This window comes from Algoriphagus marincola DSM 16067 (assembly GCF_000429405.1).
Classification (GTDB): domain Bacteria; phylum Bacteroidota; class Bacteroidia; order Cytophagales; family Cyclobacteriaceae; genus Algoriphagus; species Algoriphagus marincola.
The window spans coordinates 452,506-475,220 of record NZ_AUBU01000001.1 but is presented as its reverse complement, the minus strand read 5'-3'; the positions used below and the strand labels follow the sequence as shown (position 1 = coordinate 475,220).

The window sequence follows — 22,715 nt, the reverse complement described above, 5'->3', positions numbered from 1 at the left end:
CAGGTGGGCCCACTAACCCCGTTTACTTCAAGTATTCGGGGTTTCTTTTTTTAATCTTTTTCACTTGGTCAATCAATCAACTCTAGCTAATAATTCCAGACTTCGGTTGACAGTTACCTGCATTATTCCCACCAAAAACCTAGCAGACCCTTGACTTGATTCGATACTTTTTGTTTAATTTATAAACATTAAAATGTTAAAATAATTAACATTTAAATTTTGATGCTTTGTCTGAAAAAGCATCAGATCTAATTTCAAGAGGAAGGTTTCTACTTGCTCGTATTTCGAATCTCATTCTTCGTATTTCAGTATGTTCTTAAACTGCCACTCTCACTTCAGCTTCAAATATGGGACAATGTCTGTGGAAACGCTGATCGCTGAGGCGAAGGGCAAAAAATTGGATGCGCTCGCACTCACAGATATCAACTGCACAGCCGGAGTGTTCCCTTTTATTCGCGCTGCACAAAAGGCCGGAATCCATCCTGTAATCGGAATCGACTTCCGGAATGGCGTGCAGCAACAATACATCGGACTGGCCAAAAATCAAGAGGGCTTCTTCGAGCTAAATAAGCACCTTTCCGAGCATCTTACTCGTAAGCGGGAATTTAAAACAAGAGCTCCTAAGTTCGAAAACAGCTTTGTAATCTACCCCTTTTCGGAGAAAGCTTTTTCCCTGCGGGAAAATGAATTTGTGGGTATACATCCCAACCAACTCAACAAACTTCTCACCTCTCCTTGGTATCGACGCAAGGAAAGGCTCGTTCTTTTGCAGCCAGCTACCTTCAGCTCCAAGCTAGAGTTCAACGCCCATCGGCTTTTGCGAAGCATGGACCTAAATACCCTGCTGAGCAAGCTTCCCTCAAGCGAGCAGGCCGACCTGACAGATCAATTTTACTCCTATGCCGACCTGATCGCTCGCTGTGAAAGTCACAGCTATCTTCTGGTCAATGCTCAAAAGCTACTCGAACAGTGCCAGTTTTCCTTCTATTTCCAAGCAGTGAAAAACCGTCGGGACATCTTGGGCTCAGACTGGGAGGACTTTGATTTTCTCCGACAGGAAACTTTCAAGGGAGCCATCCGTCGCTACCCCAATCTAAGCCCGGAGATCAGCCAGCGAATTGAAAAGGAACTCGAGCTCATTCAGCAGAAGGGCTTCGTCTCCTACTTCCTGATCAACTATGACATCATAAGTTTTGCACAGCACCGCAACTTCTACCACGTGGGCCGGGGCTCCGGTGCCAACAGTATCGTCGCCTATTGTCTGGGCATCACAGATGTCGACCCGATCGAGCTAGACTTGTACTTTGAGCGATTTATCAATCTCTACCGAGAAAATCCCCCTGATTTCGACATCGACTTCAGTTGGACGGATCGGGATGAGGTCACCGATTATATTTTCCGAAAATACAATGGCAAAGAAGAAGAGCATGTCGCACTTTTGGGCTCTTACAGCACTTTTCAATACAACTCTATGCTGCGGGAATTGGGAAAGGTATTTGGTCTTCCAAAAACGGATATCGAGTCCCTCATCCACCATGCCGACAAGGCGGGCTACCAACCCGATCAGTTTGGGAAATTGATCATCAAGTACTCCCAAGTACTGCATGACATGCCTTCGCACCTGACTATTCATGCCTGCGGGATTTTAATTTCACACAAGCCTATCCACTACTACACTGCCACGGATATGCCACCAAAAGGCTTTCCGCTCGCCCATATCGCCATGCACATCGCGGAGGATATTGGACTGCACAAGTTTGATATCCTGAGTCAGCGGGGATTGGGCCATATCAAATCTGCACTCGAAATCATCTACCAAAACCAAGGCGTCAAGGTCGATATCAGGGAAGTGGAAAAGTTTAAAAAAGATCCCAAAATCAAGGAGCATCTCCGCACCGGACACACGATCGGCGCTTTCTATGTAGAATCTCCTGCCATGCGGATGCTTTTGGCTAAAATGAAAGCCGATACCTATCTAGAACTCGTCGCTGCCAGCTCCATTATCCGGCCGGGGGTGGCTCGATCCGGAATGATGCGGGAATACATCCTACGTCATATCAGTGAAGAACGAAGGAAACAAGCGCATCCGGTCATGTGGGATATCATGCCCGAAACTTACGGAATCATGGTTTATCAAGAAGACGTTATCAAAGTCGCACATTACTTTGCCGGGCTGAGTCTGGCCGAAGCGGATGTACTCCGGCGTGGCATGAGCGGAAAGTCCCGGTCCAAGGATGAATTTCAGCGGGTGAAAGATCAATTTTTCAAAAACTGCAAAAAGCTAGGAAGAGCGGATCAGGTCGCCAAAGAAGTCTGGCATCAGATCGAAAGCTTTGCAGGCTACTCCTTTGCCAAGGGGCACTCAGCATCCTTTGCCGTGGAGAGCTATCAGAGCTTGTACTTGAAGGCCTACTTCCCACTGGAATTTATGGTTGGTGTGATCAATAATTTCGGAGGATTTTATCACACAGAATTCTATGTCCACGAACTCCGAATGAACGGAGCCAACATCCAAGCTCCCCACCTGAACGAAAGTGAATACCTGACCCGAATCACTGGAAAAAAAGTGTTTCTTGGTTTCATTCACATGAAATATCTTGAAAAAACTACTGTAGAAAAGCTATTGGCTGAGCGACGAACAAACGGTCCTTTTCTGGGATTGGCAGACTTCGTGGCGCGGGTGGAGATCGGACTGGAGCAGCTCTTGATTCTGATTCGGATGACTTGCTTTCGCTTTACAGGCAAGACCAAGCAAGAACTCTTGTGGGAGGCACATTTTCTTCAGCATAAGCGAAAAGCGATTGTGAGCAGTACGGACCTGTTTCGGTCCAACTCAGCAGAAATCAGCTTTGGCAAAAAGCCACCTCAGGTTCCAGACTTGGACGAGACGGATATCCGGCAGGATATCTTAGATCAAATCGATATTCTGGAATTCCCATTGGACTCGCCTTTTCATCTGGTCAAAGACCAAAGTATTCAAGGGATCAAAGCCAGGGAAATGACTCAGTACTTGGGCAAGCGAGTGATGATTTTGGGCTATTTGGTCACGGTCAAGTATACTCGAACGGTGAAGGGTGAGGTGATGAACTTTGGGACTTTTCTGGACCGGGACGGAGACTGGATCGATACGGTGCACTTCCCTCCTGTGGTGAAAAAGCATCCTTTCAAAGGTCGGGCGATCTACCAAATCGAAGGAAAAGTCGTGGAAGAATTTGGCTTCTACTCCATCGAAGTGGAAAAGCTAGAGCGGATGGCGTACTGGAATGCTGCTGATTAAGTTTCAAGTCTAATTTTATGCGCTCAAGCAATCATCTAAAATTTAGACGAATCACTGCCAGAGATATATCCCTTCTAGATTTTAGAAAAAAAATTGGAAAACTAAAATCAAATTCAGACAAATTACCGTATATTAAAAGACAAATTACCGATTAGTGCTATGACAAAGAAAAAATCCAAAGTAAGCGAGCCGGCGGTAGCCCTCTACCATAAGCCAAAAATGAATGTGGAAGACATTCTAAGATTGGATTTGGCTGATTTGGACGAGCCACTCACCCGGCTAGACACTTTCCGCAATGGCCTAAATAAAAGCTCCTTCGAAAGCTTCAAGGTACTTTCCGGTCTTGACTATGAGACTTTGGCAGATGCATTGGGGGTCTCAGCCAAGACCCTGCAGCGCAAGGAAATATTTGACACCGGGCAGTCTGAAAAGCTCTATCAGCTGGCTGATCTGTACGCGACCGGAATCAATTACTTCGGCAGAGACGGGTTCCGTCGATGGATGGAGCAGCCACTTTTCACACTGAACAACCGAATCCCTCGAGATTTGATCGATGTGTCGGAAGGAATAGAACTCCTCAAGATAGAGATCAAGCGACTTCAATATGGCATCGCTATCTAGTCAATGAATGTCTATAGAATAGTGCTAAATGAGTACTGCGACCTAAGCGGAGAGGGTGCCAAAAGGTACGGAGGTAGATGGAATCACGTTGGTACACCGGCAATCTATGCAGGAGGAAGTATTTCAGTGTCTCTATTAGAAAGGCTAACCATTGACTCCGAATTATTTACATCGGAGCGCTACAAATTGTATAGTGTAATGGAAATCCATCTACCGGAAAAATTAATTTATCATGTAAATCGAAAGGAATTACCAGAAAACTGGAATCAAATACCAGCGCCAAAATCAACAAAAGATCTGGGTTCCTCACTTCTGAATTCACCCAAGCTCTGTTTTTCCATTCCTTCGATTTTAGATCCCTCATCATTGAATTTTGTAATCAACCCCCTTTCGAAAGATTTTCACCTAATTGAATCAAAAACATATCCATTGAGTCTAGACCCAAGGATATTACGTGATTGAAGATTAATGAACCGTTTCAAGTTATCTGAAAATTTATCCTATTGACCATTGAATTTTTCCATCTCATATTTTGATTTTTTTAAGACACTTTTTTGCTTAAAGCTCTATTTTTACTTTTCCAAAACAGGTAAAATTGACTAGATTGTCAATGAAAATTAGCCTGATAAGTCTATTCTTTTTATATGCGTAGCCATCCTTCCCGACAGCAGTCAGTAGTATTTTTTTCTGATATCGTAGGCTATACACGCCTCATGGGCGAAGATGAAGATCGGGCCTTTGAGCTCATGAAGCAGAATCTTGAGATTCATCAAGACATCTTAAGCCGACACAATGGTCAGATAATCAAAGAATTAGGCGATGGAATCTTAGCTACTTTCCAGACTGTGGAGGAGGCACTGTATGCAAGTTTGGCGATTCAATCCCGTTTGGAAAGTGAAGCTGCAATAAAGATTAGAATAGGCCTTCATTGCGGAGAAATCATCTTTGATCAAGGGGATGTATTCGGTGATGCTGTCAATATTGCAGCACGTATTCAGGGAATTGGTATGCCTACTTGCGTCCTATTTTCCTCCAAAGTACTTGAGCAAATACCTACCGACACAAGCTTTTCATGGGTAAAACTAGGTGGGTTTTCGCTTAAAAATGTTAAAAATTCGGTCGAACTCTATGCACTGAGCAATCCTCCTGTAGTTGTACCGAAGCGTGCGGAAATCATCAAAAATATCCGCTATCAAGAGCGCAGCCCTTGGAAACTTTGGGCAGCGGTAGCAATCATTGTAGCATTGACAATCACTTTGATCTATTCATTTCTCAATAATACTTCGGTCTGGGAGAAAGAGAAATCTGTTGCAGTGCTCCCTTTTACCAATATCACAATTAATTCAGACCAAGAGTTTTTTGCCGAAGGACTTACAGAAGACATTATCAGCCAAGTATCGAAAATTGAAAGTATCAAGGTCATCAGTAAGGATGCTGTAGAAGGATTCAAAGGAGATAAATTACCCTTGGACTCTGTAGCAAAAGTACTTGACGTCACCACTGTACTAAAAGGAAGTGTACAATGGATTGCTGATAAAATCCGGATCAATGTTCAATTAATTGACCCCGCCGAGAACCGAAATCTTTGGGCTGAAACCTATAACAGGGATGCATCGGACATATTCAAAGTGCAAGCGGATATCGCGACCGAAATAGCCCGGGTTCTCAACAGTAGCCTTAGCTCGGAAGAACGAAGTCAACTTTCCAAAACTCAGACAAGCAGTTTCGACGCCTATGAACTACACTTGAAGGGCCGTGAACTCTATTCTAACTATAGCCGGGAATCCATATGGGAGGCTATCGATTACTACAAACAAGCCATTGATATTGACCCAAATTATGCACTTGCTTACGCAAGCCTTGCTGATAGTTATGCTCAACTGATTTATTTCAGTGAAGGCGATCAGTGGCTAGATTCAAGCATGGAAGCAAGTGCAAAGGCTTTAGCCCTTGACCCCTACCTTGCTGAAGGCTTCAAAGCCCAAGGAAATGTATATTACTACAAAGGACAAAGTGAATACGCAAAGATCTCCTTTGAAAAAGCCATCGTTTTAAATCCAAATTTGAGTTCAGCCATTGGTAACTTAGCGACGGTTTACTTTGTCAGCGGCAACCTTCCGGAAGCACTCAAACTTCAGCTTAAATCGGCCACCTTAAATCCAACAAACTTCCTCCCCTATCAGATTTCAGGGTGGATTTATCGGGTATTAGACCAATTTAAGGAATCTGAAGTTTGGTTGAAACGATCCCTAGATATACTTCCTGACCCTGTGACTATTGAGCAACTTGCCTTTATAGAGATCGAAAAAGGAGATAATGAAAAAGCCTTGTCGCTTGTCAGTGATATTTTCAAAGATGAAAAAGATAGTACTGCACTAGACTATACCGTAGCAGGGACGATTGCGTTTTTTACTGAAAGCGATGAGATCGCACGATTGTATTTGGAGAAAAGCATTGAAAAAACACCTGCGTCTCTTCAGGATGAGTATTTCACCTCTCCTATTCTTCTTGCTTACATTTTGGCACAATCAGGCGAACGGCTGGAGTCAAATGCCCTAGTAGAGCAGGGTATCCAAATCCGCGAAGATGCAATTGAAAACTATGGGGATGACTTTAATTTATTTTTGGATTTAGCCCAACTTTATGCGATTAAGGGTAGCAAATCTGAGTCAGTTGCTTATCTCGCCTTGGCAGAAGAAAAGGGAATGCGAGATGATTTTTACATCACTCACAATCCCATTTTCAAAAGATACCTGAAAGACCCGACTATCCTTTCAATATTATCTAAAATTGACAAGTCACGAATTCAAGCCAACCAAGAGCTGCAGTCTAACGACCTGCTACGGAGTAGGTAGCCTCACCGCAATTAATCTGTTGAATAGCTCTTGGCGGACCTCCATTGGAATGAATCAGTCCAGCTACTAATGCACAAGCCATCGAGGTTCCCGACATAACGTTGTATGCATTTCCCGGAAAGGTAGATACTAAATTGGCACCAGGTGCAAGCCAATCTATCGGGGGAGCACCTGCGTTGGAAAAGTCCGAACAAGAGGAAAAGCCCGCCTCAGAAAAGTCCACTGAACCTACAGTGAAGACATTTTTCCCACTAATACAACCCGGTAGATTGGATCCAGCACTTTGACCTTCATTTCCGGCAGACATTACCACAAAGATTCCTTTTTCGCCTAGATCCAAAATGATGTCGCGAAGGAATGGTTCTGAATTTTGACAATTCACCACCCCCGATTCTCCTAAACTCATCATCACCACATCTCCTGGTACGGCAAACTTTTCGATATGATTCAAAGCCAAGACGAGATTGGACCATGAGCCGACACCGTTTCGATCTAAAACCTTTACAGGGATCACTTCAGCTCCAGCAGACATTCCGGTAATTCCGGGATTCCCCCTGCCAAAACCAGCCGCTAGACCAGCTACGTGGGTTCCATGTCCTGCAAAATCCTCAAATGGGCTTTCTCCATCTATAAATGAAACTGCTACTCTTGGATTTCTAGTCACACGAAGATCCCTATGCCGAGCATCAATTCCTGAGTCCAATATCCAAATAGAGCTACGATTATTGGTTCCTCTTTCAGATCCGCCCATCAAACCAACAGCTATACTAGCTTTGGTAGCAGGGTCGTAAAACCAATCTGACCCAAATGACTCTCCCTGCATTCGGGGACGACCTTGCATCCGAGGGCGGCCCTGCATCTGAAAGTCCTCAATAACCTGAGCCACAGACTCGTCAGATTCTAGCTCACGAACCTCTTCACTGCTCAAATCAGCGATAAACCCGACCGCTCCATCCACAAATCTTTTGGCATTTCCCCGTGACCCAAGTCCCTTTCTGTCCATGTATCCACGGAGTTTTTCAAGTTTGGTAGACCGAACTGTCTCATTTCTCCTCTCCTGACGCTCCCGATCGGTATCCCTTGTTTGCACTTTTCGCACGGGTTGTTCAAAACTATCTTTCAATACGACTATGTATCGCTTGCCTTGGCCATAACTCCAAGTGGAGAAGAATACCAAAAAGATTATAAAAATCACTTTTTTCATTTCGCATTGCATTTTTTACAGTTCTAACATAGGAAATTTTATCTAACCAAAAAATTTAAAACAAAATTTTGTAACACTACCTAACCTTCGCAATAGGATACGGTGGATTATTACCTGAAGCGTCCGGTCCCCTAAGCACTGTTCCCAAGGTATCAAAACTGCTTCCATGATATAATATTCCAGAGAAAATCGCCGCTGAAAAGGACGTACCCGATACCACTGCATAAGAAGACTTCGGCGCTGTGGTAAAAATGTATTCTCCCGGTTCGATGTAATCGATGGTAGGAATATTATAATTGGAAAAGAATGAAAATAACCGCTCATTCTGCCCATTACTCGGATTATAATAATGACCGTAGGAGGCAATGGTATGAGCAAAAGTACTAGAAGAGATCAATCCTCCAGGAAGATTTCTGGTAGATAAATCAGCATCGTTGCCAGCAGACATGACAACGTGGATGTTCCTGTTTAGAATTCTATTAATCTTCCTTTCAAGTCTTGCTAATTTTCTTTGCACAGACGATTGATTAGCCATGGAATCATCAATTGAAAAACCTAGGCTTAAATTGGCAATATCCCCTGGCTTAGCTTTATTAGACACATGCTCCAGGGCATTAAATAATTTAGCAAAAGAAGAATTACCTCTTCCATTAAATATTTTTACGCTAACCATCCGGGCTCTTGGGAAAACCCCATTCATTCCATAATTGTCAGTCGAAGATGAAGACTTCGCACCGATAATCCCCGCTATCTGAGTTCCATGGCCATGCTTATCCAAAAACGGGTTTTGTTTTGTTGTGTCTTTTCTTGAAAAATCCCTGGAAAGGTTTATGTCCCTTTGTCTGAACCTTATATCCTGGTGAGATGAGTCTATTCCCGAATCAATTATCCATACCCTCGTTGTAGGAATTGGGGTAACGTCCTGTCCACCACCTATCTCTTCAATAAAAATACTAGTCTGAGCCGTCGCATCGTATCGCATTTGATCTTGCATCATGGGACGCCTGCCCTGTGGAATCAAAGCAGACTGCATCATGGGACGTCTTCCCTGTAAATTAATATCCACTTCCACCTCGAAATTTTGGACTGAAGCCTGCGATTGGAAGCTTTTGACCTGCCGATCTGTTAAATTTTGCAGATGAACTGAAATCTCGTCATAGACTCTTACATAAATATCATCATGTGGAATATTCGGTTCAATGTCAATAATTATTTGGCGAATCGAATCTTCTAAGGAGGTTAAAACCTTTTCAAACTCAACTGAATCTAAATCCAATATCCCTTGTCTATCTGCTAAAGGAACAATCCCAGAATCTTCGTTGAAAACAATTTCATAACTATTTTCTTCAAGTGTTTTAGATTCAACAAGTGCATTTTTTCCATCTTGGCAGGAAAAGCCCAAGAAAAGGACTGAAATCAAAATCAAGTTTCTCATTGTAATAAAAGTTTACCGGTTAAAAATCAAATCATTAGATCTTCAATTTATCAAAAAAATTCAATAAATCACCAAATAAATCAATTGAAGATTTTAGGCTCCTGGTTTTGTTAACATAGCCCTGTATTCCATTATTTTAGCCTTGATTGCATCATCCAATTCAGGCTCTGCGATCCCTTCAAGTTTATCCATGGTCTCTTTGATCACCTTTGCGACTAAGACACGTGCTGTCTCCTTATTGTCAGCCGGAATCACATACCAAGGTGCATGTGGAAGAGACGTTTCTCGGATGGCTTCTCCATAGCAAAACTGGTATCTCTCCCATAGCCCTCGCTCTTTAAGATCCCCAGGAGAAAATTTCCAATTGTGTTTTTCATTTTCCAAGCGGCGAAGAAGCCTTTTTCGTTGCTCCTCTTTACTCAGATTCAAGAAAAACTTTAAAATAACCGTTCCATTCTGGACCACATGCTTTTCAAAATTCCGGATTTGCTCAAATCGCTTTGCCCAAAAATCATCGGTAATGTCCTCCACCTTTTCAATACCGGGAATATTTTCAGATAGAATATACTCTGGATGAACCCTTGTCACTAAGACATTTTCATAGTGAGTACGATTGAATACTGCATATTTTCCACGTTCGGGAAGAGCCAAATAATGCCTCCAAAGGTAATCATGTCTTAATTCCTTTGATGAAGGCGTTTTGAAGCTATGAACAACTACTCCCCGCGGGTTAAATTCCTGGAACACCTCTCTGATTAGACTATCCTTTCCGGCTGTATCCATTCCCTGAAGACAGATGAGAACCCCATATTTTCCATGGGCATACATAATATCCTGATGCTTGCTAAGATCTTCACGGAGATCATTCAGCTTCTTTTTCTTTTTAGCTTCGGAGGTTTCGAGATCTATAAAAGTCGGGTAGTTAGCTAATTGAAAATCAGACCCTGCCAGCAAATTTTTAATAGGAATATTCTTCATGGGCTTAAATAGAAGTAATAAAAGTTTGATTTTAAGTGAAAAACAAGATAATATTTTAACTTGGAATGAAAATCAATCAACCAAAAATTCGCCCAAAATCACTATGACTGAAATTCCTATTCGAACGGGTCTCGGACAGCGCTATTTAGCTTTGGACGTTCTACGTGGAATGACCATTGCTTTTATGATTATTGTAAATACTCCAGGCAGTTGGTCTCACCTCTATGCCCCTTTGGCTCATGCAGATTGGCATGGCTTTACACCCACAGACCTTGTTTTTCCTACATTTCTATTTGTGGTGGGAAATGCCATGAGCTTTTCTATGAAAAAGTTATCCGAAATGTCAAAGGGAGCTTTTTTCAGGAAAGTTGGCAAGCGAGCATTCTTAATTTTCCTGATTGGATGGCTGCTAAATGCCTTCCCTTTCTTCGATTACAATGAATCTGGGGGGATTGAGTTTATCACGCTTACCGAAGTCCGATTCTTTGGCGTATTGCAGCGGATTGCACTTGCATATTTCTTCGCCGCCTTAATCCTTTATTTTGGAGGTATCCGAGGCGGGTGGATATATTCGATTGGGGCCTTGGTTTTGTATTGGCCCATTTTATACTTCTTTGGCGACCCAGCTGACCCTTATGGCCTTACCGGAAATGCAGCCATCAAACTAGATTTGGCAACCATTGGAGCAGATAGAATGTACATGGGTGAAGGCATCCCATTTGACCCTGAAGGGATTCTCAGTACCCTTACTTCCATTGTCAATGTCATCGCTGGCTATATAGTGGGCAAAATGATCCAAAAAAAGGGAAATACTCCTACTTCTGTCAGGACATTGCTAATCTTTGGTGTGATTTTGATCGCTGCCAGCTATGTATGGGATTTAGCCTTTCCCATCAATAAGAAGATCTGGACCAGTCCCTATGTTCTCTTAACAGTAGGATGGGATTTGATACTCTTAGCGGGACTTATCTTTCTCATTGAAATCAAAAACAAGGTTTCTTGGACCTATTTCTTCCAAGTTTTTGGAAGAAATCCACTCATACTCTATGTGCTCTCAGGCGTGGTGATTTCTATCTTCAGTATGATTCCTGTCGGAGATAGTAGCCTGAAGGGTTTCATTTATGCAAATGCCTACACCAGTTGGCTAGGCCCAAAAAACGCTTCCTTTCTATTTGCAATTAGTTACATGCTTCTGATTTGGCTGATTGGATGGTGGATGGATCGACGTAAAATTTATATCAAGGTCTAAGTCAGGAACAGTTTAGATTTCATCAAACTCTTTTACCATGGACTATCAAATTGGAGTTTACAATATCTATTGGATGCGCGATCTTTTTGATAAGGATGGCAATCCCAAAACAAGCGGTGAAGAAAAGCTTCGAAGTGAATGGATCGCAGAAATCATTTTAGCAATGGACCCGGATTTTTTGGGAATCGTGGAAGGACCAAATACCTTGGTCAGCCAAACCAAAACTGCCAGTGCGCAATTGGAACTTTGGACGCAGGAGTTTTTGCCCGGAAGTAATTACAAAGGGGTGCATGGCTTTCCATCACCTGGCCAGCAAGAGCTCTGCGCAATCTATAAAGCCGATCGGTTGAAAGTTCTTTTTACTCCAGAAACAGCGGCAGGAAAGCGATTTGACGAGCCCTTTTTGATGGATACAACTGATCGCCTGATCAAAGAGCAGTATAAGCATTACCGACCTCCTTTAGAGTTGAGTATTTTAGACACCGATGATTCCTTTATATCGAGAGTGATCGTAGCACATACCAAGTCCAAAGGGATTTTCGATAAGGTGGACTTTGCCAGATACGAACAACTTTCCAAGCGGGATAGACTTCGACTTTTTGCAGAATGCATGCATATCCGAGAGCGCGTAGATGCTTATTTAGAAAAAGGTGAGCAAACCATGGTCATGGGAGACATCAATGATGGTTTTGAGCTGGATTTTTATGAAAATAAATTCAGCAAAAGCGCGGTAGAACTGCTAATGGGTGACCCTTGGATTCCGGAGTTTATTCTCAAATCTGTTCTTCCAAGACCTAAGCTGAATGCCTACGGCTGGAGCCCAAACTCCTCCAGATACCGGGATCGCATCACAGGAGATGAGTTTAACGTTTTAATTGATCATATTCTTGTCAGTCAAGGACTTCCTTTCAAGAATGGAAAGGTATGGAATCCATACACGGAGAAAGACGACCCTCTGATCCAGTCGGTCAAATTTCCCCTGATCAAAGCTTCTGATCATTTTCCGGTTTCATTTACTTTAACTCAATAAAAAATGGATGACCAAGTACAAACCATGATCGAGAATCTTCATAAAAACACAGGTAAAAGCCTGGAAGAGTGGATTGATCTGGTGAAAAAAGAAAAGCTTGAAAAACATGGCCAAATCGTCAAGTGGCTAAAGGAGACCCATAGTTTCACCCATGGATTTGCCAACTTGGTAGCCCATAAAACGCTTAAGTCTGATGCAAGTTCTGCTTCTGACCATGAAGAACTGACCCATTCGCAATACAAAGGAAAGGAGCATTTTTTACCCGTCCTCGATAAGCTAAAAAATGAAATCAACCTATTTGGCAAAGGTGTGGAGTTTATACCAAAGAAGGCTTATATCAGTGTCAAGCGAAAAAAGCAATTTGCTATGCTGATTCCGGCTACCAAGACAAGGTTTGATATCGGCATCAACCTAAAAGGACAAGAAGCCTCAGGTGTTTTGGCATTGGATACCAAAACGAGCGGGATGGTAAGTCATCAAATCGAATTACAATCGATAGAGGATTTTAGCTCAGAAGTAATTGATTGGCTCAAAAAGGCTTATGAATCAGCTGGTTGATTATCTCCTTCTCCCTCGATTTCCTTAATTAATTCCTCATACCAAAACTCCCCGTACTTCCTCACCAGTGCATCCTTAAGAAAACGGTAGAGGGGGACTTTTAAACTTTGGCCTAGCGTACAAGCAGGATCACAAATATGCCATCTATCATAATTCAATGCATCGAACTGATCGTACTTCGTGACTCGGATTGGATAGAGGTGGCATGAAATGGGTTTTTTGAAGTCCGTTTTACCATCGAGATAGGCCTGCTCAATCCCACACTTCAGCACTCCACGCTCGTCATAAATAGCATAAGCACACTCTCGATTATCACCGATGGTTGGTGTGCCCTTGTCTCCATCCTTATCTATCACCCAGGTACCTTGCTCCTCGATGACCCTGCGACCTTCATCCGTCAGATAGTCTTTGACTTGAGGATAAATCTTCTCCAGGATAGCTGTCTCTTCATCTTCCAGAGGTGCTCCTGCATCTCCCTCCACACAGCAGGCACCTTTGCATGCTTCAAGGTCACAGACAAAAAAATTCTCTTTGATATCGTCAGAAAGTACCGCGTTGCCTACAAGGATCATGATCTTTTTTTTTCAAAGGTAAGGAGCATACAGGAAAAGGCCTTCCGAATGGGTACAAAAAAGAACCGCTCCGTAAAGGAGCGGCTCAACCCAGCACTATGAAGAAAAGCTATTTTTAGCCTTTGATATAACAAACAGCCGTCTGATCAAAAGGTTTTTAGCTCAGATAAAATTTTTATGATTTTTTTTAAAAAAAGATTGAAAAGTCCATTTCAAAGCCCAGAATCAAGATAATTTATTGAAGAGAAAATTTCATTTTAAGCTTAGTAAGAATCAAATCATAGAATTTGGCGTTATTTGCTGTGTGCAAGTCGGTCTGTCGCCGATCTGTCCCGATTGATATCGGAATCAGAAAGGAGGAAAGTCCGGGCAACATAGAGCGCCATACTTCCTAACGGGAAGGGGGCTGACTGGTGACGGTCAGTCTACAGAAAGTGCCGCAGAAAATATACCGCCCCAACCATTATTGGAATGGGGTAAGGGTGAAAAGGTGGGGTAAGAGCCCACCGTCCCGATGGTGACATCGGGTGCATGGCAAACCTTATGGGTTGAAAGATCAAATAGGCCCCGGGCAAAGAGCTGCTCGTTCGATCTCTGCTTTGGCAGGGTTCCGGGGTGGGTAGATCGATGGACCCTGACCGTGAGGTCAGGGCTAGATAAATGGCAGACACTATTGAAAAGGATGAATTCCAAATCAAGAGTACAGAACCCGGCTTACAGACTTGCACATTTTCTTTTTATCTTCGCCCTATGTCAAAAATCCTGATCATCGATGACGAAAAAGTCATCAGAGCTACGCTACGAGAGATCCTCGAGTACGAAAAGTTTGAAGTATCCGAAGCCAGTGATGGCGAGGAAGGACTCAAAAAAATTCAGTCAGAAGACTTTGATCTGGTACTTTGCGATGTCAAAATGCCAAAAATGGATGGAATCGAAGTTCTTAGCCATGCCAAGGACTTGGATAAAGCTCCACAATTCATCATGATCTCCGCCCATGGAAGCATTGAGACAGCAGTCGAAGCGACTAAAAAAGGGGCCTTTGACTTTATACCAAAACCCCCCGATCTAAACCGATTACTTCTCACAGTGCGAAATGCGCTGGATAAAAAGAATTTGGTTACCGAGACGAAAGTTTTGAAAAAGAAGCTTTCCAAGAAATTTGATATGGTGGGTGAATCACCTGCTATTGTTCAAGTGAAGGAAACAATCGAAAAAGTAGCTCCGACCGAAGCCAGAGTTTTGATCACTGGACCAAATGGTACGGGAAAAGAATTGGTAGCTCATTGGCTTCATCAAAAAAGCAGTCGGGCGAAAGAACCTTTTGTCGCTGTAAATTGCGCGGCTATTCCTTCTGAACTGATCGAGTCCGAGCTTTTTGGTCATGAAAAAGGAGCATTTACCTCTGCTCACAAGCAACGAGCAGGTAAATTTGAGCAAGCGCAAGGAGGAACTTTATTCCTTGATGAGATTGGGGATATGTCTTTGTCAGCACAGTCAAAGGTCTTGCGTGCACTTCAGGAAAACCTCATCAATCGCGTAGGAAGCGATAAGGACATCAAGGTGGATGTTCGCGTTTTGGCGGCAACCAACAAAGACTTAAAAAAGGAAATCGAGGAGGGAAATTTCAGAGAAGATTTGTACCACCGCCTAAGCGTGATTGTGGTGCAGGTACCTGCGCTGAAAGATCGAGTGGACGATATTCCTTTACTCGTAGATAAGTTCCTTAATGATATCGCTCAAGAAAGCGGAGATGCAAAAAGAAAAATAAGCAAAGAAGCACTCGAGAAACTCAAAACTTATCCCTGGACAGGAAATATTCGAGAACTGCGTAACGTGGTAGAAAGACTCGTAATTCTAGGCGAGGACACAATCAGCCTCGAAGACATAAAAAAATATGCTGACTATTAAGGTCAGCATTTTTTTATCCGTTGGATTTTTCAACTACATCTGCTTTTGCATAAGCAGGACATGGCTTACTGGAAGCACATGCTCCCAAAGCTAGAATACCAATCAAGGTTACAATTGTGGCTAATCTTTTCATCAATCTGATAATTTTGAAATCAAATATGTTTAATTAATTCTTTTCTTACAATTACTGCACCAATAAATTACACCCACGGATTTCTGAATTGTCAATGCGACCAAGCACCTCCAGCATTCCATCCTTTCCAATCCTTCCCAAATCTTGCGTTTCAATAAATGCGCAAGAATGAAAATTTGCAAGATCGATAATATTGATACCGCCTTGCGATCTGCCTGACCAAGCAAAGGGATCATTTATATCTCGTATCATAACGCGCATGGTAGCCGGCATGTTATATTTTCCCTCACCTTTCGAATAGGCTTGAGACATTAATTCGGTCATCCCGTATTCTGAATGAATCGCATCAAGCCGAAAAAATTGCTTTAGCCTATCATGAACTTCTTCCCGGATCATTTCCTTCCGACGTCCCTTCATCCCCCCTGTCTCCATCACTATTAAATTCTCCATCTCCTCAAAATCCCTTCCCGAATCTGCCAAATCCAAAAGTGCAAATGTGACTCCGAGAAGTAAAACTTTTCTTTTATCCGATCTCAGTACCTGAAGCTTTTGCATCAAATCCTCCTGATTATACAGGTAAAATCCAGAATGTACAGATTGGGATTTTTGGATAAAATGATCCGCCATCGCCACCAGACTACTTCCCTTTCGCTCTAAATATGCTGGTAACAAAGCCAAAACATGAAAATCCTCGATGGATCCATACTCCCTTTCAAAAAGCCTCAGTGAGTGATCCAAGTACCACTTTTCGGACCAGAAATAATGCTTACTGGTAATCATTCCGGTGGTACCCGAACTGGAAAAGAAAGCTTCAAAATTGTCTAAATCCGCAGAAACCACTGGATGATCCTTAAAAAAACGGATTGGTAAAAAAGGAATATCCTCCACCTTATTGATATCAGATGGAATCACTCCAAGTGCATTGAGATACTTATTATAGATGGGATTTTGAATTGCCTGAAACTGAAAAATCTCTAATGCCAGACTTTCAAAGTCTTTAGGTACAAATTCTTTCAGCTTTTCCGAAAAACTTTTAAAATCCTGCATCGTTTTATAATTTGCATCAATTCGGAATGGAAAACCATTCTGCAACAAAATTAATTCGCCTCATGCGTTTACACAGAATATCGGGAGTTTTCTTTTTGGCTTTTTTAGCAGCCGGTTGCGTCAACCCTCCAGACAACTTTCCTTCCGTGCCTTCTATCAGTTTCGAATCTGTAGAATATGTCTCCACCGCAGGACCTGATTCCTTGATTGTTGGGATAGACTTTCAGGACGCTGAAGGTGACTTGGGTTTATCAGCCACAGATATCAATCCGCCTTTCAATGCATTAAATTATAAAAGAGATGCTGCGGGGAATTTGATCACTTATTCTAATCGGCCACCAGAAGCACCCACCTACAATCCAATTGATTGGGTGATTGATCCGATTGTCAATAACCAAACCGTGAAAGACACGATTTGGGTGGAGCAAAACCCCAATCAGTACAACATCTTTGTAAAATTCTTCATCAAGCGAAACGGTCAATTCACAGAGTTTAGATGGGAAGATCCTCCGTTTTTCACCACTTTCAATGGGCGATTCCCGCGAATCCTAACCTCAGAAGATGGACAAGCTGTAGAAGGAAATATTAAATACGCGATGCTTTCCTCAGGTTGGGAATCCATTTTCAGAAATGATACGGTAAGAATTGACCTACAGGTCCAGGATAGGCAGCTAAACAGAAGCAACGAAGTATCCACAAGCGAATTTACGCTGAGGCAAATCACTAGAAATCCATAAAAAAAGGGAGGTTTTCAAAAACCTCCCTTTTCTATTTGTATTCGTTGATTTTAGAATTTTGGAAACTTCTTGGGATTGACCTCATGCATAAGTAGGTAAACTTTCTCGATCACATCCTCTGTACTAGGCTTGGAGAAATAATCTCCATCGGAAGAGTAGGCAGGTCTATGGGCCTTGGCAGCAAGTGTCTGCGGCTCAGAATCCAAAAACTTAAACAGTTGTTGTTCTTCAATAGCCTGCTGTAGCATGTATGCCGATGCTCCACCCGGTACATCTTCATCAGCAAAAATCACCCTGTTAGTCTTTTTGACAGACTCCCCAATGACTCCAAATCTATCAAATGGAATTAGGGTTTGTACATCGATCACTTCCACATCAATATCCATTTCAGATAATTCCTCAGCGGCTTCCAGTACGATTCGACACATGGAACCATAGGTCACTAAAGTAATATCCTTACCGGAACGTAAAACCTCTGGCTTGCCCATGGGAACCGTATATTCACCCATATTTTCAGGCATTTTTTCCTTTAGCCTATATCCATTCAGACATTCGATCACAAGTGCCGGATCATCCGACTGCAGCAAGGTATTATACATGCCTGCAGCTTGAGTCATATCTCTAGGTACGCAAATAAGCATGCCACGAAGAGCCGAAAGAATCATCCCCATCGGTGAGCCCGCATGCCATACACCTTCCAATCTATGACCTCTTGTCCTCACAATAAGTGGTGCCTTCTGACCTCCTTTGGTTCTGTATTGAAGGGAAGCCAAATCATCCGAAAGCATCTGAATTCCATATAGAAGATAGTCCAAATACTGAATTTCTGCTACTGGTTTTAGACCTCGCAAGGCAGCTCCAATTCCCTGTCCTACGATGGTACACTCTCTAATCCCCGTATCCGAGACACGAAGATCTCCATATTTAGCTTGCAGGCCTGCAAAAGCTTGATTGACGTCTCCGATCTTTCCGACGTCCTCTCCAAAGGCAAAAAACCTCGGATCATTTTCAAGTTTGTAATCAAAAAATGCCTGTAAAACCTCTCTACCATCCACAATGGACGAATCTTCAGAAAACTCAGGTAATCTTTCTGCCACTTTCAAGGCCGACCATTCTGATTGGGAGTAAAGATGACTACTGTAACGGTCAAAATTCTTTTCTTGCTGCTGCTGATACCAAGTTTGCAACTTGTTCTTTGCTTCGCTTTGATCAAACCGAAGATTTAAAAGTGCCTTTCTAACCGTGGAGATTACATCTTTACGGATAGGGTTGATTGTTTTTGATAGATCTTGGACTAATTGCTCCAAAACTACCTTTCGATTGCTAGTTTGGGCAGCATCACGAATCAAAGACACAGCTTCTTTAAGCTCCTCTTTGATTTCTCCTAAAAAGTCATTCCAGGCAGCTTCCTTCTCTTTTTTGACTTGCGCTTTTGCTTCCGCATCGATCTTATCCAATTCGTCGGCTGAGGCAAGTTCCCGAGAAAGAATATATTCTCTAAACTGCTTGATACAATCCCATTCCTTTTCCCAATCCAATCGCTCTTTGGACTTGTATCGCTCATGGGAACCTGAGGTACTATGTCCTTGCGGCTGGGTCATTTCCTGCACATGAATGAGCACTGGAGCATGTTCTGATCGAGCGATATTACCAGCTTTCTGAAAGGCATTGAATAGAGCTTCATAATCCCATCCTTTTACCCGGATGATTTCAAAGCCTTTTTTCTCATCATTTCTCTGGAATCCTTCTAATACTTCAGAAATACTTCCTTTAGTAGTATGAAATTCTTGAGGAACCGATATTCCATACCCATCATCCCAAATGGCCGTAACCATTGGGACCTGCAGAACTCCGGCAGCATTGATGGATTCAAAAAACATCCCTTCAGAAGTAGAGGCATTTCCTATAGTGCCCCATGCCACTTCATTACCATTGATCGAAAAATCCTTAAATCCTTTTAAGCCTTTATTCTCTCGGTACAGTTTTGAAGCAAAAGCAAGTCCGAGAAGTTTTGGCATTTGAGCAGCAGTCGGGGAAATATCTGCCGCTGAATTATATCGGTCAGTGAGGGATTTCCAAGATCCGTCATCATTTAAAGAACGGGTAGCAAAGTGGCCATTCATCAATCGGCCCGCAGATGCAGGTTCGGCATCTACATTGGTGTGCGCATAGAGTTGTGCAAAATATTGCTGAACAGTCAGCTCGCCCAATGCGAACATAAAAGTTTGATCTCGATAATAACCGGCTCTAAAATCACCCTTTTGAAAAGCTCTAGCCATGGCAATCTGTGCAAGTTCTTTACCGTCTCCGAAGATTCCGAATTTAGCTTTCCCCATAAAGACTTCTTTTCTTCCCATAAGGGAAGCATGCCTACTAATGAGTGCGATTCGAAAATCATTTAAAACTGCCTCGCGGTCTGCAGTCGAATCTTGAGTCTTTTTTACACTTTTCTCTGCTGTTGCCATTCAATTATTAATCTAGAGTTACTTTGGGTTTTTAAGGTATTTTTCTCAATTACCAAAAATAACCAAATCGATCTGTTTTGCAAATATCTTTAGAATAAAATATCAATCAAAAATTTTGATAAAAGGATTTTAATACGATAAAAACAGAATTTTATTCTGATTAATTGATTTTACTGATATAAAAATCTAAAAATGAAACCTTCATAATCTTTTATACTCACCTATTTTTACCAATAATTATTCTCAGAATATTTCACTTCAAAAATTTAAATTTTGAAATTAAATCGATTCATAATTTTAAAAAAAGAATAAAATTCTGATTTCGAAGAATTTTCAAAATCAGACCAAATACTATTCTAAAAATTGCTCTCAAAAGCTTCCTCCTGATTATCTTTGCGCCTCTGTAAATCCAAATAAAACTAGCTATGATTATAGGCGTTCCCAAGGAAATCAAAAACAACGAGAACCGAGTAGCATTGACTCCTGCGGGAGCCAAGGAATTGGTCAAAAGAGGCCATACGGTCTATGTACAGCACACAGCCGGAGAAGGCAGTGGCTTTTCTGACAGCGAATACGAAACTGCAGGAGCTAAAATACTCCCTACCATCGAGGCTACCTACGAGATTGCCGAGATGATCATCAAGGTAAAAGAGCCTATCGAGCCTGAGTATGCACTGATCAAAGAGGACCAACTTCTTTTCACGTATTTTCACTTTGCTTCGCATGAGCCTTTGACCAAGGCCATGGTAGATAGCAAGGCAGTTTGTCTTGCCTATGAAACAGTAGAGAAGTCTGACCGAAGTCTTCCACTATTAATCCCGATGTCAGAAGTGGCTGGCAGAATGTCTGTACAAAAAGGCGCCAACTACCTTGAAAAGCCATTGAAAGGACGAGGAATTCTTTTAGGTGGTGTACCAGGAGTACTTCCTGCAAAAGTCTTAATCCTAGGAGGCGGTATCGTGGGTACGCAAGCAGCATGGATGGCTGCTGGATTAGGAGCTGATGTGACCATCATGGACGTTTCACTTCAGAGAATGAGATATCTGGAAGACGTGATGCCTGCAAATGTCAATACCATGATGTCCAATGAATATAACATTCGCAAAATGATCAAATCTGCAGACTTGATCATCGGGGCAGTATTGATTCCAGGAGCAAAAGCTCCTCACCTGATCACTCGAGATATGCTGAAAGACATGAGACCTGGTACCGTACTTGTCGATGTAGCGGTAGATCAAGGTGGATGTATCGAGACGTGTAAGCCAACTACTCACGAGAACCCTACTTTCATCATTGATGATGTCGTACACTACTGCGTTGCAAATATGCCAGGGGCTGTACCTTATACCTCTACCCTAGCCTTGACCAACGCGACCCTACCTTATGCTATTCAACTAGCTGATAAGGGTTGGAAAAAAGCTGCTCAGGAAAATGCAGAATTAATCCCGGGTCTGAATGTTATCAATGGAGATATTGTCTACAAAGCTGTAGCTGAGGCATTCGGAATGAACTACGTTCCGGTAGAAAAGTATCTTTAAGACAAACTAGACTGAATGAAAATCCCCGAAACTTGATCTGCCCCCAAAAAGTTAGACACTTATTGGGGGCAGATCAGTCCAGGTCTCGGGGATTTTTTTATTTCCATTTCACGCTACAAAATCTAAATACTGTTTACTGAGCCATTTTTCTTCCAGTGCCAGCTTACACCAGCCTGACTTTTCCTCTGCTATAAAAACCTCCTCTGATTTGGGAAGGGTACCAACAATAGAGAAGTTTGTCCCCGGCCCACTTCTTACTCTCAAAACAGATGCATTGACCGTTGCTCGATCTACCGACTCAGTATATCGGCCATAAACCCAATGAGACTGACTCTTGGAAATTTTCAGCCATCCATTGGACTCATCGTAAATTCGCAAAACTGCCCCACGCTCCACGGGTGGTCTATCTGAGGCCTTCGAAGCACTTCCTTTAGGCGCAGTTCTCACATTCAAAATATTTGCAGTAACTACTGCATATTTCATACTTGGGGGAATTGGTGGTAAAGCACCCCCCGTAAGCTCTGCCTGTACCAAGGGAGCAAAATACTTTTGAAAATCTTCCACCTTATTTCCTCCAAAGAAATTGGTACCCGGACAAGATTTGGTAGAGCCACTACCATTTGTTCGCCTGCCTGTACCCAATTCATACCAATGGTGATAAACGATACTGAAAGGATTGATTGGAAGATTGAATTTCCGACAAATGACTGCAGTAGCACGAATGATGGCATTGCGCTGTTCTAGGCGCATTTGATCGCCTCCCTGATCAAAATCCCCCAAATGTTCAAAACAGATTGAATGCTGATTGGCGCCATAAATACAGGCTGGAGTAGCTTCGAGTGATCTGCCAGTTAAGATGATACCATCTGGGAAAATGGTAAAATGCTGACCGATATCACTCCATCCATTGGCCCCCACGTGATGATTTTTCATAGCAAGTTGCCGCTCAAAATGATTACTCCCATCGAAGTGATCATAATTAGGCACCCAGGTATGGTGCTGCTGCACACTCAAAATTGTCCGCGCAATGTGCTTATTATTCATCCACGCCTCAAACTCACCGATGGTCATTTTCAAAAATCCATACTTTGATTCCATAATGCTTTTG

Annotated in this window: 17 protein-coding genes and 1 other RNA gene; 11 read left to right on the top strand and 7 right to left on the bottom strand. The window is 42.5% G+C overall.

The window, feature by feature from the left end:
• The first annotated feature begins 310 nt into the window (after positions 1-310).
• The 4 genes from G457_RS0102200 to G457_RS0102185 all read left to right on the top strand — a co-directional run bounded on the left by G457_RS0102200 (position 311) and on the right by G457_RS0102185 (position 6,753).
• Positions 311-3,277 carry a DNA polymerase III subunit alpha gene (locus tag G457_RS0102200; protein ID WP_026945018.1) on the top strand — a complete coding sequence of 989 codons (2,967 nt, stop codon included), beginning with the start codon at positions 311-313 and terminating at the stop codon, positions 3,275-3,277.
• Positions 3,278-3,436: 159 nt separating this feature from the next.
• Positions 3,437-3,898 (top strand): antitoxin Xre-like helix-turn-helix domain-containing protein, encoded by a 462-nt coding sequence (locus G457_RS0102195; protein WP_026945017.1) that lies wholly within the window; start codon positions 3,437-3,439, stop codon positions 3,896-3,898.
• A 3-nt stretch (positions 3,899-3,901) separates the two neighbouring features.
• Positions 3,902-4,360: an RES family NAD+ phosphorylase gene (locus G457_RS22490; protein ID WP_081701368.1), complete on the top strand. Its 459-nt coding sequence runs from the start codon at positions 3,902-3,904 to the stop codon at positions 4,358-4,360.
• Positions 4,361-4,542: 182 nt separating this feature from the next.
• Complete coding sequence (locus tag G457_RS0102185; protein WP_026945015.1) at positions 4,543-6,753, top strand: adenylate/guanylate cyclase domain-containing protein; 2,211 nt, start codon at positions 4,543-4,545, stop codon at positions 6,751-6,753.
• Here G457_RS0102185 and G457_RS22145 read toward each other — a convergent pair.
• The 3 genes from G457_RS22145 to G457_RS20890 all read right to left on the bottom strand — a co-directional run bounded on the left by G457_RS22145 (position 6,728) and on the right by G457_RS20890 (position 10,370).
• Positions 6,728-7,957 (bottom strand): S8 family peptidase, encoded by a 1,230-nt coding sequence (locus tag G457_RS22145; protein ID WP_051260664.1) that lies wholly within the window; start codon positions 7,955-7,957, stop codon positions 6,728-6,730. The two genes, G457_RS0102185 and G457_RS22145, sit on opposite strands and share 26 nt — an antisense overlap.
• A gap of 76 nt (positions 7,958-8,033) precedes the next feature.
• Positions 8,034-9,392: a S8 family peptidase gene (locus G457_RS0102175; RefSeq protein ID WP_026945014.1), complete on the bottom strand. Its 1,359-nt coding sequence runs from the start codon at positions 9,390-9,392 to the stop codon at positions 8,034-8,036.
• A gap of 93 nt (positions 9,393-9,485) precedes the next feature.
• Entirely contained in the window at positions 9,486-10,370 is an 885-nt protein-coding gene (locus tag G457_RS20890; protein ID WP_035482959.1) for a PPK2 family polyphosphate kinase, read from the bottom strand.
• A gap of 103 nt (positions 10,371-10,473) precedes the next feature.
• On the opposite strand from G457_RS20890, the gene G457_RS0102165 reads away from it, so the two are divergent.
• Genes G457_RS0102165 through G457_RS0102155 form a run of 3 tightly spaced genes read left to right on the top strand, consistent with a single transcriptional unit; the run spans position 10,474 to position 13,207 of the window.
• Entirely contained in the window at positions 10,474-11,619 is a 1,146-nt protein-coding gene (locus tag G457_RS0102165; RefSeq protein ID WP_026945013.1) for an acyltransferase family protein, read from the top strand.
• Positions 11,620-11,656: 37 nt separating this feature from the next.
• Positions 11,657-12,649 carry an endonuclease/exonuclease/phosphatase family protein gene (locus G457_RS0102160; RefSeq protein WP_026945012.1) on the top strand — a complete coding sequence of 331 codons (993 nt, stop codon included), beginning with the start codon at positions 11,657-11,659 and terminating at the stop codon, positions 12,647-12,649.
• 3 nt (positions 12,650-12,652) lie between these two features.
• Complete coding sequence (locus G457_RS0102155) at positions 12,653-13,207, top strand: DUF4287 domain-containing protein (RefSeq protein WP_026945011.1); 555 nt, start codon at positions 12,653-12,655, stop codon at positions 13,205-13,207.
• Here G457_RS0102155 and G457_RS0102150 read toward each other — a convergent pair.
• Positions 13,189-13,779 carry a DUF3109 family protein gene (locus G457_RS0102150; RefSeq protein ID WP_026945010.1) on the bottom strand — a complete coding sequence of 197 codons (591 nt, stop codon included), beginning with the start codon at positions 13,777-13,779 and terminating at the stop codon, positions 13,189-13,191. The two genes, G457_RS0102155 and G457_RS0102150, sit on opposite strands and share 19 nt — an antisense overlap.
• A gap of 303 nt (positions 13,780-14,082) precedes the next feature.
• Here G457_RS0102150 and rnpB point away from each other — a divergent pair.
• Positions 14,083-14,512, top strand: an RNA gene (gene rnpB, locus G457_RS22160) — RNase P RNA component class A.
• 17 nt (positions 14,513-14,529) lie between these two features.
• Positions 14,530-15,687, top strand: coding sequence for a sigma-54-dependent transcriptional regulator (locus G457_RS0102145; RefSeq protein WP_024281826.1), 1,158 nt, complete (start codon positions 14,530-14,532; stop codon positions 15,685-15,687).
• A gap of 184 nt (positions 15,688-15,871) precedes the next feature.
• Here G457_RS0102145 and G457_RS0102135 read toward each other — a convergent pair whose 3' ends face one another.
• On the bottom strand, positions 15,872-16,867 hold the full coding sequence (locus tag G457_RS0102135) for a long-chain-fatty-acid--protein ligase (RefSeq protein ID WP_026945009.1): 996 nt from the start codon (positions 16,865-16,867) through the stop codon (positions 15,872-15,874).
• A gap of 62 nt (positions 16,868-16,929) precedes the next feature.
• Here G457_RS0102135 and G457_RS0102130 point away from each other — a divergent pair, with 62 nt between their 5' ends.
• Positions 16,930-17,604 (top strand): hypothetical protein, encoded by a 675-nt coding sequence (locus tag G457_RS0102130; protein ID WP_026945008.1) that lies wholly within the window; start codon positions 16,930-16,932, stop codon positions 17,602-17,604.
• Between the two features lie 50 nt (positions 17,605-17,654).
• On the opposite strand, the gene G457_RS0102125 is transcribed toward G457_RS0102130, so the two are convergent.
• Positions 17,655-20,069, bottom strand: a complete 2,415-nt coding sequence (locus G457_RS0102125) for an alpha-ketoacid dehydrogenase subunit alpha/beta (RefSeq protein WP_026945007.1) — start codon at positions 20,067-20,069, stop codon at positions 17,655-17,657.
• Between the two features lie 425 nt (positions 20,070-20,494).
• On the opposite strand from G457_RS0102125, the gene ald reads away from it, so the two are divergent.
• Positions 20,495-21,607 carry an alanine dehydrogenase gene (gene ald, locus G457_RS0102120; protein WP_026945006.1) on the top strand — a complete coding sequence of 371 codons (1,113 nt, stop codon included), beginning with the start codon at positions 20,495-20,497 and terminating at the stop codon, positions 21,605-21,607.
• 108 nt (positions 21,608-21,715) lie between these two features.
• Here the strand turns inward: ald and G457_RS0102115 are convergent, their stop codons facing one another.
• Positions 21,716-22,705 carry an SH3 domain-containing protein gene (locus tag G457_RS0102115; RefSeq protein WP_026945005.1) on the bottom strand — a complete coding sequence of 330 codons (990 nt, stop codon included), beginning with the start codon at positions 22,703-22,705 and terminating at the stop codon, positions 21,716-21,718.
• Positions 22,706-22,715: the final 10 nt, after the last annotated feature.

What these genes read in the sequence shown, in the direction of transcription:
- G457_RS0102200 (WP_026945018.1), top strand. Translation starts at nt 311, where the DNA reads ATGTTCTTAAACTGCCACTCTCACTTCAGCTTCAAATATGGGACAATG.
- G457_RS0102195 (WP_026945017.1), top strand. Translation starts at nt 3,437, where the DNA reads ATGACAAAGAAAAAATCCAAAGTAAGCGAGCCGGCGGTAGCCCTCTAC.
- G457_RS22490 (WP_081701368.1), top strand. Translation starts at nt 3,902, where the DNA reads ATGAATGTCTATAGAATAGTGCTAAATGAGTACTGCGACCTAAGCGGA.
- G457_RS0102185 (WP_026945015.1), top strand. Translation starts at nt 4,543, where the DNA reads ATGCGTAGCCATCCTTCCCGACAGCAGTCAGTAGTATTTTTTTCTGAT.
- G457_RS22145 (WP_051260664.1), bottom strand. Translation starts at nt 7,957, where the DNA reads ATGAAAAAAGTGATTTTTATAATCTTTTTGGTATTCTTCTCCACTTGG.
- G457_RS0102175 (WP_026945014.1), bottom strand. Translation starts at nt 9,392, where the DNA reads ATGAGAAACTTGATTTTGATTTCAGTCCTTTTCTTGGGCTTTTCCTGC.
- G457_RS20890 (WP_035482959.1), bottom strand. Translation starts at nt 10,370, where the DNA reads ATGAAGAATATTCCTATTAAAAATTTGCTGGCAGGGTCTGATTTTCAA.
- G457_RS0102165 (WP_026945013.1), top strand. Translation starts at nt 10,474, where the DNA reads ATGACTGAAATTCCTATTCGAACGGGTCTCGGACAGCGCTATTTAGCT.
- G457_RS0102160 (WP_026945012.1), top strand. Translation starts at nt 11,657, where the DNA reads ATGGACTATCAAATTGGAGTTTACAATATCTATTGGATGCGCGATCTT.
- G457_RS0102155 (WP_026945011.1), top strand. Translation starts at nt 12,653, where the DNA reads ATGGATGACCAAGTACAAACCATGATCGAGAATCTTCATAAAAACACA.
- G457_RS0102150 (WP_026945010.1), bottom strand. Translation starts at nt 13,779, where the DNA reads ATGATCCTTGTAGGCAACGCGGTACTTTCTGACGATATCAAAGAGAAT.
- G457_RS0102145 (WP_024281826.1), top strand. Translation starts at nt 14,530, where the DNA reads ATGTCAAAAATCCTGATCATCGATGACGAAAAAGTCATCAGAGCTACG.
- G457_RS0102135 (WP_026945009.1), bottom strand. Translation starts at nt 16,867, where the DNA reads ATGCAGGATTTTAAAAGTTTTTCGGAAAAGCTGAAAGAATTTGTACCT.
- G457_RS0102130 (WP_026945008.1), top strand. Translation starts at nt 16,930, where the DNA reads ATGCGTTTACACAGAATATCGGGAGTTTTCTTTTTGGCTTTTTTAGCA.
- G457_RS0102125 (WP_026945007.1), bottom strand. Translation starts at nt 20,069, where the DNA reads ATGGCAACAGCAGAGAAAAGTGTAAAAAAGACTCAAGATTCGACTGCA.
- ald (WP_026945006.1), top strand. Translation starts at nt 20,495, where the DNA reads ATGATTATAGGCGTTCCCAAGGAAATCAAAAACAACGAGAACCGAGTA.
- G457_RS0102115 (WP_026945005.1), bottom strand. Translation starts at nt 22,705, where the DNA reads ATGGAATCAAAGTATGGATTTTTGAAAATGACCATCGGTGAGTTTGAG.